The organism is Brevibacillus sp. NPDC003359 (genome assembly GCF_042878995.1).
Classification (GTDB): Bacteria; Bacillota; Bacilli; order Brevibacillales; family Brevibacillaceae; genus Brevibacillus.
The window spans coordinates 345,464-359,462 of sequence record NZ_JBIAOR010000002.1 but is presented as its reverse complement, the minus strand read 5'-3'; the positions used below and the strand labels follow the sequence as shown (position 1 = coordinate 359,462).

At 47.0% G+C, this 13,999-nt stretch carries 12 protein-coding genes; 4 read left to right on the top strand and 8 right to left on the bottom strand.

All coding sequences use genetic code 11. The features are described 5' to 3' along the window. Positions 1-18 precede the first annotated feature (18 nt). Entirely contained in the window at positions 19-906 is an 888-nt protein-coding gene (locus ACFYU8_RS11195; protein ID WP_390298268.1) for an NAD-dependent epimerase/dehydratase family protein, read from the top strand. Positions 907-958: 52 nt separating this feature from the next. Here ACFYU8_RS11195 and ACFYU8_RS11190 read toward each other — a convergent pair whose 3' ends face one another. The 7 genes from ACFYU8_RS11190 to ACFYU8_RS11160 all read right to left on the bottom strand — a co-directional run bounded on the left by ACFYU8_RS11190 (position 959) and on the right by ACFYU8_RS11160 (position 9,634). Continuing rightward, entirely contained in the window at positions 959-2,398 is a 1,440-nt protein-coding gene (locus ACFYU8_RS11190; protein WP_390298265.1) for an FkbM family methyltransferase, read from the bottom strand. A 27-nt stretch (positions 2,399-2,425) separates the two neighbouring features. Beyond that, complete coding sequence (locus tag ACFYU8_RS11185) at positions 2,426-3,532, bottom strand: glycosyltransferase family 4 protein (protein ID WP_390298262.1); 1,107 nt, start codon at positions 3,530-3,532, stop codon at positions 2,426-2,428. Continuing rightward, positions 3,529-4,485 (bottom strand): GDP-L-fucose synthase family protein, encoded by a 957-nt coding sequence (locus ACFYU8_RS11180; protein ID WP_390298260.1) that lies wholly within the window; start codon positions 4,483-4,485, stop codon positions 3,529-3,531. Before ACFYU8_RS11180 ends, ACFYU8_RS11185 begins: the two co-directional genes overlap by 4 nt. A gap of 30 nt (positions 4,486-4,515) precedes the next feature. Beyond that, positions 4,516-5,751, bottom strand: coding sequence for a glycosyltransferase family 2 protein (locus ACFYU8_RS11175; protein ID WP_390298257.1), 1,236 nt, complete (start codon positions 5,749-5,751; stop codon positions 4,516-4,518). A 44-nt stretch (positions 5,752-5,795) separates the two neighbouring features. Continuing rightward, positions 5,796-6,767 carry a GDP-mannose 4,6-dehydratase gene (locus tag ACFYU8_RS11170; RefSeq protein ID WP_390298255.1) on the bottom strand — a complete coding sequence of 324 codons (972 nt, stop codon included), beginning with the start codon at positions 6,765-6,767 and terminating at the stop codon, positions 5,796-5,798. 125 nt (positions 6,768-6,892) lie between these two features. Beyond that, positions 6,893-7,762: a hypothetical protein gene (locus ACFYU8_RS11165; RefSeq protein WP_390298252.1), complete on the bottom strand. Its 870-nt coding sequence runs from the start codon at positions 7,760-7,762 to the stop codon at positions 6,893-6,895. 126 nt (positions 7,763-7,888) lie between these two features. After that, a complete protein-coding gene (locus ACFYU8_RS11160) occupies positions 7,889-9,634 on the bottom strand; it encodes a phospho-sugar mutase (RefSeq protein WP_390298249.1) in 1,746 nt (581 codons plus the stop codon). Between the two features lie 107 nt (positions 9,635-9,741). On the opposite strand from ACFYU8_RS11160, the gene glf reads away from it, so the two are divergent. Further along, positions 9,742-10,869: a UDP-galactopyranose mutase gene (glf, locus tag ACFYU8_RS11155; protein ID WP_390298246.1), complete on the top strand. Its 1,128-nt coding sequence runs from the start codon at positions 9,742-9,744 to the stop codon at positions 10,867-10,869. Here the strand turns inward: glf and ACFYU8_RS11150 are convergent. Then, complete coding sequence (locus ACFYU8_RS11150) at positions 10,864-11,658, bottom strand: glycosyltransferase family 2 protein (RefSeq protein ID WP_390298244.1); 795 nt, start codon at positions 11,656-11,658, stop codon at positions 10,864-10,866. The genes glf and ACFYU8_RS11150 overlap by 6 nt on opposite strands. 232 nt (positions 11,659-11,890) lie before the next feature. Between ACFYU8_RS11150 and ACFYU8_RS11145 the strand changes: the two genes are divergently transcribed. Together ACFYU8_RS11145 and gmd are read left to right on the top strand one after the other, a co-directional pair. Further along, entirely contained in the window at positions 11,891-12,625 is a 735-nt protein-coding gene (locus ACFYU8_RS11145; protein ID WP_390298624.1) for a DUF4915 domain-containing protein, read from the top strand. A gap of 260 nt (positions 12,626-12,885) precedes the next feature. Then, a complete protein-coding gene (gene gmd, locus ACFYU8_RS11140; protein ID WP_390298241.1) occupies positions 12,886-13,854 on the top strand; it encodes a GDP-mannose 4,6-dehydratase in 969 nt (322 codons plus the stop codon). The last annotated feature ends 145 nt before the right edge of the window (positions 13,855-13,999 follow it).

Genomic DNA, 13,999 nt, shown 5'->3' with positions numbered 1-13,999 from the left:
TGAAGGGGGGCGCTCCGAATGAAGATACTTGTGACCGGCGCAACAGGCTTTCTCGGAAGCCAGCTCGTAAAAGCGCTGCGATTGGACGGACATATCGTCATCGTTTTGAAAAGGAGCACCTCGGATTGCTCGCGTATCCAAGACATATTGCCTGATTTGATTACGTATGATACGGATCGCGGTCAATGGGAAGCTCCTTTTTTCGAACAGGGGAGAATCGATGCGATCATCAATACGGCAACCTGCTATGGACGCAACAACGAGAGCAATGCCATGATGGTAGATGCCAATGTGAGCTTTCCGCTGAAACTGCTGGATGTGGCCATGCGCTCTGCCACTCCTGTTTTTCTGAATACGGATACGTTTTCGAGTGCGCCCGTCCGATTATCCAGACATCTACAACCATACAATTTGACGAAGCGTCAGTTTAGAGAATGGGGAAAATGCCTAGCAGATACGTCTTCCCTGCCATTCATCAACGTCAGGCTGGAGCATATGTATGGTCCCTATGACAATGTGAATAAATTTGTCCCTGCTGTCATCAAAAGCTGTCTGGAAAATCAGCCTGAACTAAGGTTGACAGAAGGGAAGCAAGCAAGGGACTTTATTTATGTGGATGATGTTGTTTCTGCCTTTCGTGCGCTGTTGGTGCATGCTGCCCGTCTACCGGCAGGCTTTACGGAGTACCAGGTAGGGACAGGTACGGCAACCTCGATCCGAGCGTTTGTAGAACTGGCTCATCAGATGACCCAATCAAGCACGGTTCTGAAGTTCGGATCGATTGCTTATAAAGACTTAGAAATCATGCATTCACAAGCAGATATTCGACCACTGCAAGCACTAGGGTGGAATCCCCAAGTGAAGCTGGAGGATGGGTTGACGAAGGTATTGGCCACTTTCAAATAGCAGCGAAACAAAAAACATGGCGAGCCTGCAGCCATGTTTTTATCGTGTACGCTTAATCGAGGAAAGTCTTGTTTGTGCAGAACAGATCAGCGTGGTAAGGTTTCATTTCATCTAATAAATGGTTGTAGTTCTTCACTTTCACCACCGTATTGTCCCGCTTAAACATATACATATGGGTAAACAATTTCTCCAGCAGTGTGTATAGCACGAGTGGATGTCTTCCGAAATTTTCCTTGATGCTTTCTGGGTTGAATTCAATGATCACATCCGGGTCCCATTGCTTCAGTGTGCGCATGGCACTTTCCAAGACGACGACCTCCGAACCTTCCACATCGATTTTAATGAGATCGATGCGCGAGATCATATTCTGTTCTACCCAGTCGTCCAGCCTGACACATGAAATAAATTGAGTGGATTTCGCCACGTCTTTTGGCTCATGCGGGATGTAAGACCATCCGCCTCCACGTGGGTCGTCAGTAAAATGAATGTTACCGTTCCGGTCCGCTACTCCGAGCTGAAGTGGCTCGACATTGGTGATGTGATTCTCAGACAGGTTTCGCAGGAGGTAAGGATAATTGGCATCCGAGGGCTCGAATGCATAAACCTTTCCTTGGGGAACGAGATAGCTCAGGGCGAGTGATATCGCTCCGATGTTCGCACCGATGTCTAGGCAAACATGGTCAGGTTGTACGATTTTTTTCAGCGGAAGAATGACATAGTCTTCATAGTATCCTTTGTAGTAGTCCATAAAGAACAGGACACTTTGATCGGAGTCATCCCCATAGACGGTAAAGGTTTGATTGTCAAACGGCAGGTGAAAGTCAACTTTCTTCATCGAATTCGTTGCTCCTTCAAGTGGATTGTAGATCATGATGATGTCATTTCCTACAACGAATAAGAGATCAGGACGAATAGAATGAACGAATTCTTGTAGCTCTAGGATAGTAGGATAATCCTTTAGCAGTGGATTGGGACCAATAAAGCAACGAGCATCATCAATCAAAATGACGTGATTTTGAACAGAATGCTGCATAATGGCAGCAAGTTCCTGCAAGATGGGGGTGTCCAGGTTTCCTTTGGCTGCCTCAGTTGAGCGGGGAATGTAATGACCGTCTAGCCAAAACAGGCAAGGTGTTGTAACAGAGTGCATCAGGTTGGTCAATACTTCTCCACTGTCACCATGGAGGATATGGATGTGGCTGTCACCAGAGAATCTCTCTTTTGCCGCGATAAACAAAGCTTCATCCAGCTCGATGGAAACGAGCAAGTCGAAATGGTTTTTCATCGCTTGCAACATGTCGCCCCTAAACGTACCTGTTTCGATCAAGGTGCGTATGCCCATCGTTTTTGCTATATGCTTGATCTTTGACTTTTTCAAATCGTTTGTCGGTGCTTCCAACAGCCAAAAATCCCAAGTCTCTTGTTCTGATAACGGAAACGGGATTCGGCGCTCCTTCCTCCACGACTCCCGAATTTGTTGCATGCGTGACATACAAAGATGACCTCCTTTCAAATGACATTAGCGTGCGACGGAAGAAAAGACAGCCAGTGTTTCGCGCGCGCATTTCTCCCATGAAAAATGCTTTGCTTGATGGATGCCTTTGGCAACCAGCTCTGCTCTTGCGTCAGGTGACAAATAAAGATGGGCGAGTTTCACCGCGATATCATCGGAAATATTCGGATCGAAGGTGAGAGCAGCGTCACCTACCACCTCTGGAATGCTCCCTGCATTGGAGCAAATGATTGGAATGTTGGACTTCATGGCCTCTACAAGCGGAATGCCAAAGCCCTCGAAAAGGGAAGGAAAGCAAAGGAACTGAGCATTCCGATACAGGTAAGGCATCTCTTCCTGTGGTACGTAATGGAGCCATTTGATTTGGTTCCACAGCTGGTTATTCGTGATGTAATTCATGACGTTTTGATGAGCCTCTTGCGCAAAACCGGTGAAAACCATGGGAATCCGTATATCGTGTTTATCTCGCAAAGTGACGAGGGCTTTGAATACATTCAGGTGATTTTTGTGATGCCATGTATTGGCGGGGAAAAAGCCGTAGTCGCTGGGCAACTTATATTTTTGCAGGACCTGTTGGTTGAGTGCCTCGTTATGCGGCAAGGTGAATTCCCGCGAAGCATCCAGATGGATCGCATGTACTTTATGCGGGGGAAGCCCGAATTTTTGGAGGATCGTTTGCTTGGAAAACTCCGAGAGAGTCAGCACGGCACTGCAACGTTGAGCGGACGATTTGTAGTTGTCCAGCCGCCAACGCAAGGAATGAGCATCGAAAAACTCTGGGTAATACTCGTGTTGGATATCAGGAATGTTGATGACAGAAGGAATGGTGACATCGGCTGGATTCAAGACAAGCAGAGGGCAAAACCACAAGTTTAGTTGAAGGGAGTTAATCCAGAAGTGAAACATCGCATGAACATTTCCTTGATCGGGGACCATGAATTTCCTGACATTTGGTTGCGCCTCAAAGGTATGGAAATTGTGAGACGATAAAAAAAGAAACCACTGATGGCCGTCCCCTGCTTTCATTGAGTAGGCCAGCAAGTTCCTGACATACTGTTCCATCCCGCCAATTTTGCCAGGAATCACGGACATCAAGTTTATTCCTACTCTCATGTAGGGATCCTCCCTTGCGCGTGAGGATGTGCCATGTACCAAGCGAGCGTTTTCCCCAATCCGGCGAGTAAGGAAGTTTGTGCCACGAAGCCGAACCGTTCTTTAGCTTTGGTCACATCCAAAAGGCGGCGCGGTTGTCCGTCAGGCTTGGCTTTATCCCATTCGATCTCTCCTTGGAAACCGCTTAGTTGCTTGATCGTTTCCGCCAAGCTTTTGATGGAAATTTCATGACCGGAACCGATATTGACCGGTTCAGATTGATCGTAGCTCTTGGTTGCAGCAATAATCGCCTGTGCGGCATCTTCAACATAAATGAACTCGCGTGTGACGCTGCCTGTTCCCCAGAGTACGATCTTCTTCTCGCCATTGCGAATAGCGTCCACACATTTTCGGATGATGGCAGGGATGACGTGTGAGGTTTCCAAATCGAAGTTGTCGCCTGGACCGTACAAATTGACAGGGAGCAAATAAATGGAATTGAATCCGTATTGTTCGCGATAAGCTTGCGATTGCACCAACATCATTTTTTTTGCTAAGCCATACGGAGCATTGGTTTCTTCAGGATAACCATTCCAAATATCTTCTTCCTGGAACGGAACTGGCGCGTGCTTCGGATAGGAGCAAATGGTTCCGATGGCTACGAATTTTTCGACACCGAATAAGCGGGATTGCTCCATGAGCTGGGTGCCCATCATCAAGTTATCGTAAAAGTATTTACCGGGATTTTTTTGATTCGCGCCGATTCCGCCGACGACGGCAGCCAAGTGAAGAATGATATCGGGACGGAAATCTTGCAGCATCTTGTTCACATCATGTTCTTTGCGAAGATCGTATTCATGGCTTCTAGGGATGAAGATGTCGGTACAGTCCATCTTGCGCAATTGATGAACGACGTGGCTTCCTAGAAATCCTGCTCCACCAGTAACCACAATCCGTTTTTTCGCCAGATTCAATTCATGTCAACCTGCCTTTCTCGTCCGCATTCAAATTCGAGGCGAAGGGACTCTGCGATTTACCCATTTTTCGATATGGGCCTTGCCTTTGGAGAATTCCTGATAAAATTGGTACTCCTCATAAGAAAGCGGGAGTATTTCTTCCAGGTGGTAGCTGACAGATCGTTTGGCTTCAGGATTATTGGGGTGGTCCTGAAGGATCTGCTGGCTGCAAAAAATACTCACTTCACTTTGCTTTCCCTCAGAGGTAATGGGAATCACAACTTGAAAACGCGCATGGGTAATTTGGAATTTGTGAATGAGAGTCCCATTCCTCATGACATGGAAATGCAAGAGTGGGGCGATATTACGGTTGCTTCCTTTGATAAGCAAAGCGTGCATCGGTCCGTGGCTGGCTTCGACAGTCATTCGCAGGTTTTGGGGAGCCCATGCGTCCGAGTAGCGATTGGATGCAATGATTTGGGGAGAGGGTCCGAATGCATGATACGCTTTCAGCTTGTGGAGAAACCAGAATGCTCCTTGATTGTAATGCTTCTGCGTGTAGTGATGGAGCCATTCATTCGAGACGGTGCCATGATTCTTCACGCTTGTTTTCAAAATTTCGGAAAAGCCTGGCTCCAATTCATAGACGAACGTTTTGCACGCGTCGTATAAGCGGGAGTTGGCCAAGAATTCCGGTATCGTTCCAATCGGATAATGCAGGGAAATCCGGTTCCACAGATCGTAATCCATGCACCAGTCGTGCTCCTCATTTACACCGCCAACTGCTTGAAAGGCATGCTTGCGCAGGAAAGCCGCGGGTTGGCAGATGAGGTTGAGATGAAACAATTTTTTTCTGTCAAACTCCATCCAAATGTACGGATACTTTACTTTGTCATTCTCATCAATGTGGAGCCCTTTTCCGTAAACCACGCCCCAATCGGGATGTTGCTGCAAGGCTGCGACAGCCTTTCGAATGGCACCGGGAAAATACGTATCATCTGAATTGAGCCAACCGATAATCTCACCACGCGCCATTTGTAATCCTTTATTGATGGCATGGGATTGGCCGCGATCTGGTTCAGAAACAAAGCGGAAGCGGTCTGCCAGATGGCTGTATTGCTGCAAGATACTCTGTGTCCCGTCAGTTGAGGCGCCATCGACCACAATATGCTCAATATGGGGATAGTCTTGTGTCAGTACACTATCGATCGTTCGTTTGATAAATTTTGCCTGATTGTACGAAGGGGTGATGACACTTACGAGAGGAAGGGATTGCATGGACATAAAAAGTTCCCTCCTGATTTTTTCTACTCATCCACTCGACGTTTTCAAGAGCTGTTAGGTTGGCGCAGCACAGAGCGCCAGTAATTCAATAAATCTTCCATTGTTTGCTGGAAAGAGATCTCGGGCCCCCATCCCGTCTTTTCGCGAAACAACGAAGAGTCACCCAATACGATGTCTACATCAGAGGGGCGCAACCGATTGGTGTCTACGTGTATTTCTACCTGCACATCAGTCAGCGCCAGCAGCGTCTTCAACATGTCCTCGATGGTATAACGGGTACCCGCGGATATATTGTATACATCACCTGGTTCGCCTCGCGTAATGGCCAACCAGTACGCTTTCACAATATCCCGTACATCCGTGAAGTCTCGAATCGCACCGAGATTGCCAACGTGTACTTTTGGCTCTTGCAGACCGAGTTCAATTTGGGCAATTTGTTTGGCAAAATTGGACGTTACATAGCTTTCGCCTCTTCTCGGACCTGTATGATGAAACGTCCGGGTACGGATGATTGCCAGACCGTAACTGTGATGATATTGGTATCCGAGATAATCCTGGGCAATTTTACTGACAGCGTATGGATTGAGAGGCCGGAGGGGATTGGTCTCCTTAATGGGGATTTCCTCAGGATAGACCAAACCATATTCCTCACTGGAGCAAGCGATTTGAATCTTGCACGGAACAGCATTGTTGCGTACGGCCTCAAACAAATTTAGCTGTGGCACAATATTGTTCACCAGCGTATCGGCAGGCGAGAGCACTGAGGTGGGGACGAAGCTTTGTGCAGCCAGGTGAAAAATGAGATCAGGCTTTAGTTTCTGGATGAGTTCATTTACAGATTGGGGATCTTTTAATTCACAGTTTTCCATATGCACGCGGTCCATCAGTTGCCCCAGCTGCTCCTTTTTGGTAAGGGACCGGAATGTGCCGTAAACATCTACATCTCCCCGCGACAGTAGATACTCAGCCAAGTGACTGCCGGCAAATCCCGTTACTCCGGTAATCAATGCCTTCATGAGTCGAATCCCCCCTGTCCATGATGCTTATAGCGAAGGATGAACAGCTTAACATATTATGAATATGGAAAAACGTGAAAAAATGGCACGGCGCATAGCTCGTTCCCAAAGGGAAATTATTGGGATCAGGGCTCGGCACGCACCCAGTTGCAGGTCGGATAGTCGAAATACATATAATCATCTGTGTTCGGGATGTCCTGTGAGCGAAAGTAAGGGATATATCCTTTCGCGTGTCCTTGAAAGTGTAGAGTATGAACCTTGAGGTAGTCCTCCTTTTCTATGAATTTGGAATAAAGAATGCCGTCTTTTTGATAAATTTGCTTTTTATTATCTAGGTTGTGGATTTGCGGAGTAAAGGGAGGAAACGGACAGTTCAGATTATGGTCAAAAAAACCAGCTTCGATCTGGCCATACGTAGCACTGCGCCGAAGGGCGTAATTGTGAAAAAAGACAAACAGCACCATATCTGATACGGGCACGTCTCCGTTTTCTTTCGCATAGGTAATCAGAGTTTGGTAGTGAAGATGCTCGCGGAAAAATTTGGTCATGTAGTCGCATAATTGATCGAGCATGCTCAATTCGCAGGTTGTGGTCCACGTGTACTCAAACTCAAAATTGGAGAGGGCCGCGTAGTCGAGCTGGCTAATATCGGTGTATAGCATCACGTCCGAGTCGAAATACCAACAGCGCTCGATACCTTGGCTCCTCATAAAATCACGCAGGACGAACCAACGCAAAAAGCAAAACAGATTGTAAGCGTAGCTGCTCAGGTCGGAGGAGTGCTTGTAATGATTGGAGAAGATTTGGGCGCTTTGATTGTACTTACTCAATAGGTAATGCTCTATGTTATTGCCACAAAGATGTTTGTTTTCAGGACTCCCAATCAGAATGACTCGAGAAGAAGGATTGCTGGTTTTCGCCTGTTGCATGCATATACCGACATGCTCCTCATCATCTCTGTGGATAAACACGATGGGTAAACTCACGATATACATCTCCTCTGTCCTTCAAAATGACACTACTAGGCTCACGCTAGCAAACTCTTTCCTAGTATATGTGCCGTGGAGTACCACGAAACGGCAGTCGCCTCCCTGCTGCGGATTTGGGAACCCTAATCTTTTTTAATTTGTTTGAAATCCGAGCTCTTTCAAGACAGACTGTTTCAAGGCGAAAAGCCTTTCTTGCGCATCGCGCTGGCTGGTTCCTTTCACTCCGATATAAATTTTGATTTTGGGCTCCGTGCCTGAGGGGCGGACACAAAACCAGGAATGATCGTTGAAAAAGTATTTGATCGTATCTGTAGCAGGCAAGGTGAGGGGTGTGGATGTGCGAGTTTGACAATCTGTGCGAAGACCACTGACATAATCTTCGATGGCTTTGATGGGGTGGGTGGAGATACGGGATGGTGGCTGATTGCGCAGGGAAGCCATTGTTGCCGATATTTTTTGCATGCCATCTGCTCCTTTGCACGTAAAGGAAACCAACTCTTCTGCATAATGACCGTATCGGCTAAACAAGTCATTCATGACATCATACAAGCTTTTGTGCTGTGATTTGGCATGCGCGCACATGTCGGCAAGCAACAGGGCAGTTTGTACGGCATCCTTATCCCGGACAAAATCGCCGATTAAGTATCCGTAGCTTTCTTCATAACCAAACTGGAAGACGTACGCCCCACTCTTTTGGTAGGCATCGATTTTTTCTCCAATATATTTGAAGCCTGTCAAGGTGTCTTCTGTCGATACACCGAAATCTGTTGCGATGGCTCTGCCCAATTCGGATGTGACGATCGTTTTCAAAACAATGCCGTTAGAGGGGAGCTCCCCCTTTTTTTGTTTCGTATCCAGCAGGTAATGAAGAAGCAAGGCTCCCAACTGATTCCCAGTAAGTACGGCGTAGTCTCCTGCTTGATTTTTGACGAGTACACCCAGCCGATCTCCATCAGGGTCCGTCCCCATGATTATGTCGGCATCCAACTGTTTGGCGTATGCAATCGCTAATAGAAAGGCTTCGGGTTCCTCGGGATTAGGCGAGGCTACGGTCGAAAAGTTAGGATCGGGGACAGCTTGCTCTTCAACAACACTCACTTGTGTATACCCGAACAATTTCAATCCACGTGTGATGGAGTCATGCGTCGTACCGTGTAGGGGAGTAAAGACGATCTTCACTTGCTCCCGGATCGCATGAGATAAGTCTGCATGGACGCGCAATTGCTTTACTTTTTCCAGATACGCTTGCAAGAGAGAATCGTCCATGTAGTGAAGAAGCTCATTGTTGTATAGCTCTTGCTCTGTGGCTGGGGTAATTTCGAGTTCATTTCCGACTGCAGCGATATGCTCCATCAGTCGTTCGGCTGTCGCGAGTGTAATTTGTCCCCCATCAGCTCCGTAAATTTTGTAGCCGTTATATTCGGGCGGATTGTGGCTGGCTGTAATGACAACGCCAGCACAGGCGCAATAGTGGCGTACGGCAAAGGAAAGCAGAGGGGTAGGAGTCAGCTGTTTGAATATACATGTAGTAATCCCGTACTGACCGAGAACTGTGGCGGTTTCCCTAGCAAATAGCTGTGAGTGTCTCCGTGAATCATAGGCGATGACGACTTTTTTGACGGGCAGATCCGGGTATGTTTCGAGCAAATATAGGGCCAGCCCTGCGCTTGCTTTGCGAATCGTGTATAGGTTGATGCGGTTTATTCCCGGCTCCATGACCCCGCGCATGCCTCCCGTTCCAAATGAAATCGGACCAGAGAAGCAATCCGCAAGCTGCTTTTCATCAGCGTGCATGGCGGTTAACTGCTGACGAAGCTCTGGGTCGAGGGATTCGCACTCGTTCCAGCGTGTGTAGTGTTCGTACCAGTTTGCATTCATGTAGAGTTCACTCCCGAGTGAAAAATTACAACATCATTTACTAGGGTATTAACGGAATGGTGAGGGAGTGAGTGGATCTCATTAAGACTGGAGGATGTGAGTCTAACATGAAGGTGGATTGGCTGATTGTCGGAGCTGGATTTACGGGTGCTACACTCGCAGAGCGGATTGCCAATGGACTTGATCAAAAAGTGCTGGTGGTAGAGGGGCGCAATCACATCGGAGGAAATGCCTACGATTGCTATGATGAGCAGGGGATACTGATTCACAAATACGGTTCGCACACCTTTCATACGAATTCCAAGCTGGTATGGGACTATTTGTCGCGTTTTACCCAGTGGCGGCCGTACTTTCATGAGGTCCGTGCTTCTGTCGATGGCATGAAAATACCACTGCCTTTCAATCTCAATGCACTTTCTGCTTTGTTTTCCCCGCAATATGCGCAGAAGCTTTCGAGCTTGCTGATTCGTCAATATGGATTTGGAGCGAAGATACCGATTTTGAAGCTTCGGGAGCATGCAAATGAAGATCTTGGCTTTTTAGCTGATTTCATTTATCAAAAAGTATTTCACCGGTATACGATCAAGCATTGGGATTTGAAGCCGGAGGAGCTGGACCAGTCTGTTTCCGCGAGGGTTCCTGTATACGTAAGCAGGGACAATCGGTATTTTCAGGATACGTATCAAGGAATACCGTTGCATGGCTTCACAGCTATGTTCAACCGCATGCTGAACCATCCCAATATTAAGCTGCTTCTGAATACGGACTATCAGGAAATCGCTGATGAAATCAGGTATAAACGAATGATCTACACCGGTCCCATCGATGCCTTTTTTGGCTATAAGCATGGGCATCTGCCTTATCGAAGTCTGCGTTTTCATTTTGAAACGCATCAAAAGGAATGGTACCAAGAAGTTGGAACCGTGAACTATCCCAATGAATACGACTTCACCAGAATCCTCGAACAGAAGCATCTCACAGGTCAAGTCTCTCCTCACACTACCATATCCTTCGTCTACTCACAGCCGTATACACCTGGGGAGAACGAGCCTTATTACCCCATTCCTCGCAAGGAAAACAGTCAACGCTACAGTCTCTACAAACAAGAAGCGGAGCAGATTCGGGATCAGGTGCTATTTGCGGGGAGGCTTGCGGATTATCAGTACTACAACATGGATCAAGCGGTGGCGCGGGCATTGACCCTGTTTAAGCAAATTGTAGAGGAACAGTTATGAAGGCTTTTCTTTTGGAATGAGCTCGTTCACATAAATCCATCCCTCGGGTGTGTACACAAAGCCAGGATCGTATTCTTCGCCCCACAGCTTCAAAATTTTCGTGAGAATATATTTCCTGGCCTTTGTCCACTCTGGCCAATTTTTCGTGTTGGAATTGTTGCTCTCGTGAATTAAATAATGATACAGGTTCGCGTCTACCCAGTGAATCGTTCCTGTTCCAATCAATTTCAATAACATGTATTTGTCATGAGAAAACCTGCCCTCCATCGGATCGTCATATTCAAATCCACCGACATCACGAACGGCTTGTGTCCGATAAAAACGTGGCCAAACCATTGGAGCTTCCAAGTAATAATACTTATCTTCATAGATCGGAGGCCGCATGATCTCGGACAGTTCTCGCGTATCGCCCGTTTCCTTCCAAAACACAGTGTTCGAGAAGACGACGTTCGTGGTTGCGGGCTGTCGTTCCATTTCATCCAACAAAATTTCTAACGTTATTTCATCGAACCAGTCATCCGAGTCGAGTGAGACAAAGTAAGGCGTATCAATTCGTTCCAGAGCAGCAGCCATTGTTTTTCCGATGCCTGAATTTGTAGGCAGTAGCATGTATTCGATGCGTGGATCATCGAGATACTTTTCAACGATTACTCGAGTCTGGTCAGTAGAGGCATCATCTACAATGAGTAACTTCCATTCTTTGAGAGATTGGTTCAACACACTTTCGATGGCTGTGGAGAGATACTTCTCCCGATTGTAAGTGGGAATCACGACAGTAATGAGCGACATGGCGATCGAAACACCTCTTTTGGTCATTAGTAAACGGACTGCGAAACACATGTTAGGAAAGAAGAGAGGGGTGCGTACCATTTTAGGGATCGAAAAATGCAAGTTGCTCGTCACCTGTAGCAACGTGAACGGGGGACTGTATGTTCTGGAAATAAACGAAGGGTGCTTTCTCCTTACGAAATTGTTGACGGACAATTGTCGGGGCATCGCAAGGTGGGGAGCGCATTTCGTGATGGCGACCTATGACGATCTCAACCTTCTAGACGAGAATGGCCGTATCCTCGTACGGAGCAAAAGCAATCCCATGGATTATCATGGGGTGTTCGTCCATAACCATAAAGCATACATTGTCGAAACGAGGACGAATTCGATCGGGATCTTCCATCCGTTGACACTAAACAGAGAAGATGAAATTCGGTTTTCCCAAGAAAACAGGGATATCCATCACATGAACGATTTGTGGATTCAGGGAAACAGGCTGTTTGTCTCCATGTTTTCCTTGGAAAAAGAGTGGCGGACAACAGAAGGGCCGTCAGGGGTCGTGATGGAGTACTGCTTGGATAAAGGGCAAATCACACACATTCATGATCAAAAGCTGAGTAAGCCTCATAGCGTTGTTCTGGGCGGGGATGCATTGTACTACTGCAATTCCTTGGAGTTCGAAGTGAGAAAAGACAAGGAGGTCATATTCCGGTGTAATGGATTTACCCGAGGCGTGGAGCTGTATGGAGATCTTCTGTTTATCGGTCAAAGCGTTACGAAGAAAATTACTGTTACTCATGAAAAAGATTTACAGCATCATCTGCATGTTTCCTTGGATAGCGGAATCCATGTTTTTGATCGAGTCCAAAAAGTGAGTAAAATGATCCCCATCCCGAATGCTCAGCCTTATAGTCTGTTGATCGTCGACAGGAATGAGGAGAAGATTCGTTCCACGCATTCCTCCACACTAAGTGCCTTATGGTAAAGTCCTTTGGGAGACCGCAGTGCATCATCATGGACTTGGTATCCAGCGATCTGCCATCGGTCTACCTCCTCATCGCTCCATGAAAATGGTTGCTTTCATTAGTTTATTACGGGCCTTCACTCTTGACCTAAACGAATTCATTACCCCTCATTTTGACCACTGAACGAATGAGAATGGGCCCGCATAAGCTTAAGAGATGCTCGAGGGAACTTACCGGAATGAACATTACGGCACAGCCTGAAGAAGGGGAGTAGTCGTTCATGAAAACAGCTTTCCTCACAGGAATCACAGGTCAGGACGGCGCCTACCTAGCAAAATTTTTGCTGGAGAAGGGGTACCATGTAGTAGGACTGGTACCACGCCGGAGCACGATGGACAGGTGGCGGCTGGAGTATTTGAATATCGCAGATCACGTAGAGTACAAGGACGGTGATCTGTTGGATGTGTCGTCGTTGACACGTGCGCTAAAGGCATGTAAACCAGAGGAAGTGTACCATTTAGGTGCGCAGAGCTTTGTCGGTTCGTCGTGGGAGCAGCCTATTTTGACGGCGAAAGTAACGGGAATGGGTGTCTTGCATGTTCTGGAGGCGATTCGGGAAACGGACCCTGCAATTAGAATGTATCAGGCTTCATCAAGTGAGCTGTACGGATTGATCCAGGAACCACAGCAATCGGAGCAAACGCCTTTTTATCCAAGAAGCCCTTATGCAGTCTCCAAGCTGTTTGGCTACTGGACGACCAAAAACTATCGGGAAAGCTTTCAGATGTTTAGCACCAACGGCATTTTATTCAATCATGAATCACCTTTGCGTGGGCTGGAATTCGTTACGAGGAAAGTGACGCATGCAGTCGCAAAGATTGCCGCGAACAAGCAAAAGGAACTGCGGCTGGGGAATATTCAGGCGAAGCGGGATTGGGGCTTTGCTGGCGATTTCGTGGAAGCGATGTGGCTGATGCTTCAGCAGGATAAGCCGGATGACTATGTCATTGCGACAGGAAAAACTTCGACAGTGGAAGACATGTGCAAAATCGCCTTCGATTATGTTGGGTTAAACTACCTTGATTACGTCGTGATTGACCCGGAATTGTATCGGCCAGCAGAAGTAGATATTTTGTTGGGCAATTCGGAAAAAGCGAAAAGAGAACTCGGCTGGACACCGAAAACGAAGTTGGAAGAGCTCATTCACATGATGGTCGAAGCGGATATGCAGCGCGTTGCTAAACAATAAAAGGAAGGCTATTCAGGACACCCTATTTCCGAATGCGGGATAAAAAGGGGTGTTTTTCTTTTATTCGATCATAAAGCTAGCCTAATCGCCAAAAAGGACAACCCATTAATGCAAATAGGGTGACTTATTCATTGTGCTAATCGTT

Coding starts and splice junctions, on each gene's coding strand:
- ACFYU8_RS11195 (WP_390298268.1), top strand. CDS start 19: ATGAAGATACTTGTGACCGGCGCAACAGGCTTTCTCGGAAGCCAGCTC.
- ACFYU8_RS11190 (WP_390298265.1), bottom strand. CDS start 2,398: ATGTCACGCATGCAACAAATTCGGGAGTCGTGGAGGAAGGAGCGCCGA.
- ACFYU8_RS11185 (WP_390298262.1), bottom strand. CDS start 3,532: ATGAGAGTAGGAATAAACTTGATGTCCGTGATTCCTGGCAAAATTGGC.
- ACFYU8_RS11175 (WP_390298257.1), bottom strand. CDS start 5,751: ATGTCCATGCAATCCCTTCCTCTCGTAAGTGTCATCACCCCTTCGTAC.
- ACFYU8_RS11170 (WP_390298255.1), bottom strand. CDS start 6,767: ATGAAGGCATTGATTACCGGAGTAACGGGATTTGCCGGCAGTCACTTG.
- ACFYU8_RS11165 (WP_390298252.1), bottom strand. CDS start 7,762: ATGTATATCGTGAGTTTACCCATCGTGTTTATCCACAGAGATGATGAG.
- ACFYU8_RS11160 (WP_390298249.1), bottom strand. CDS start 9,634: ATGAATGCAAACTGGTACGAACACTACACACGCTGGAACGAGTGCGAA.
- glf (WP_390298246.1), top strand. CDS start 9,742: ATGAAGGTGGATTGGCTGATTGTCGGAGCTGGATTTACGGGTGCTACA.
- ACFYU8_RS11150 (WP_390298244.1), bottom strand. CDS start 11,658: ATGTCGCTCATTACTGTCGTGATTCCCACTTACAATCGGGAGAAGTAT.
- ACFYU8_RS11145 (WP_390298624.1), top strand. CDS start 11,891: ATGGCGACCTATGACGATCTCAACCTTCTAGACGAGAATGGCCGTATC.
- gmd (WP_390298241.1), top strand. CDS start 12,886: ATGAAAACAGCTTTCCTCACAGGAATCACAGGTCAGGACGGCGCCTAC.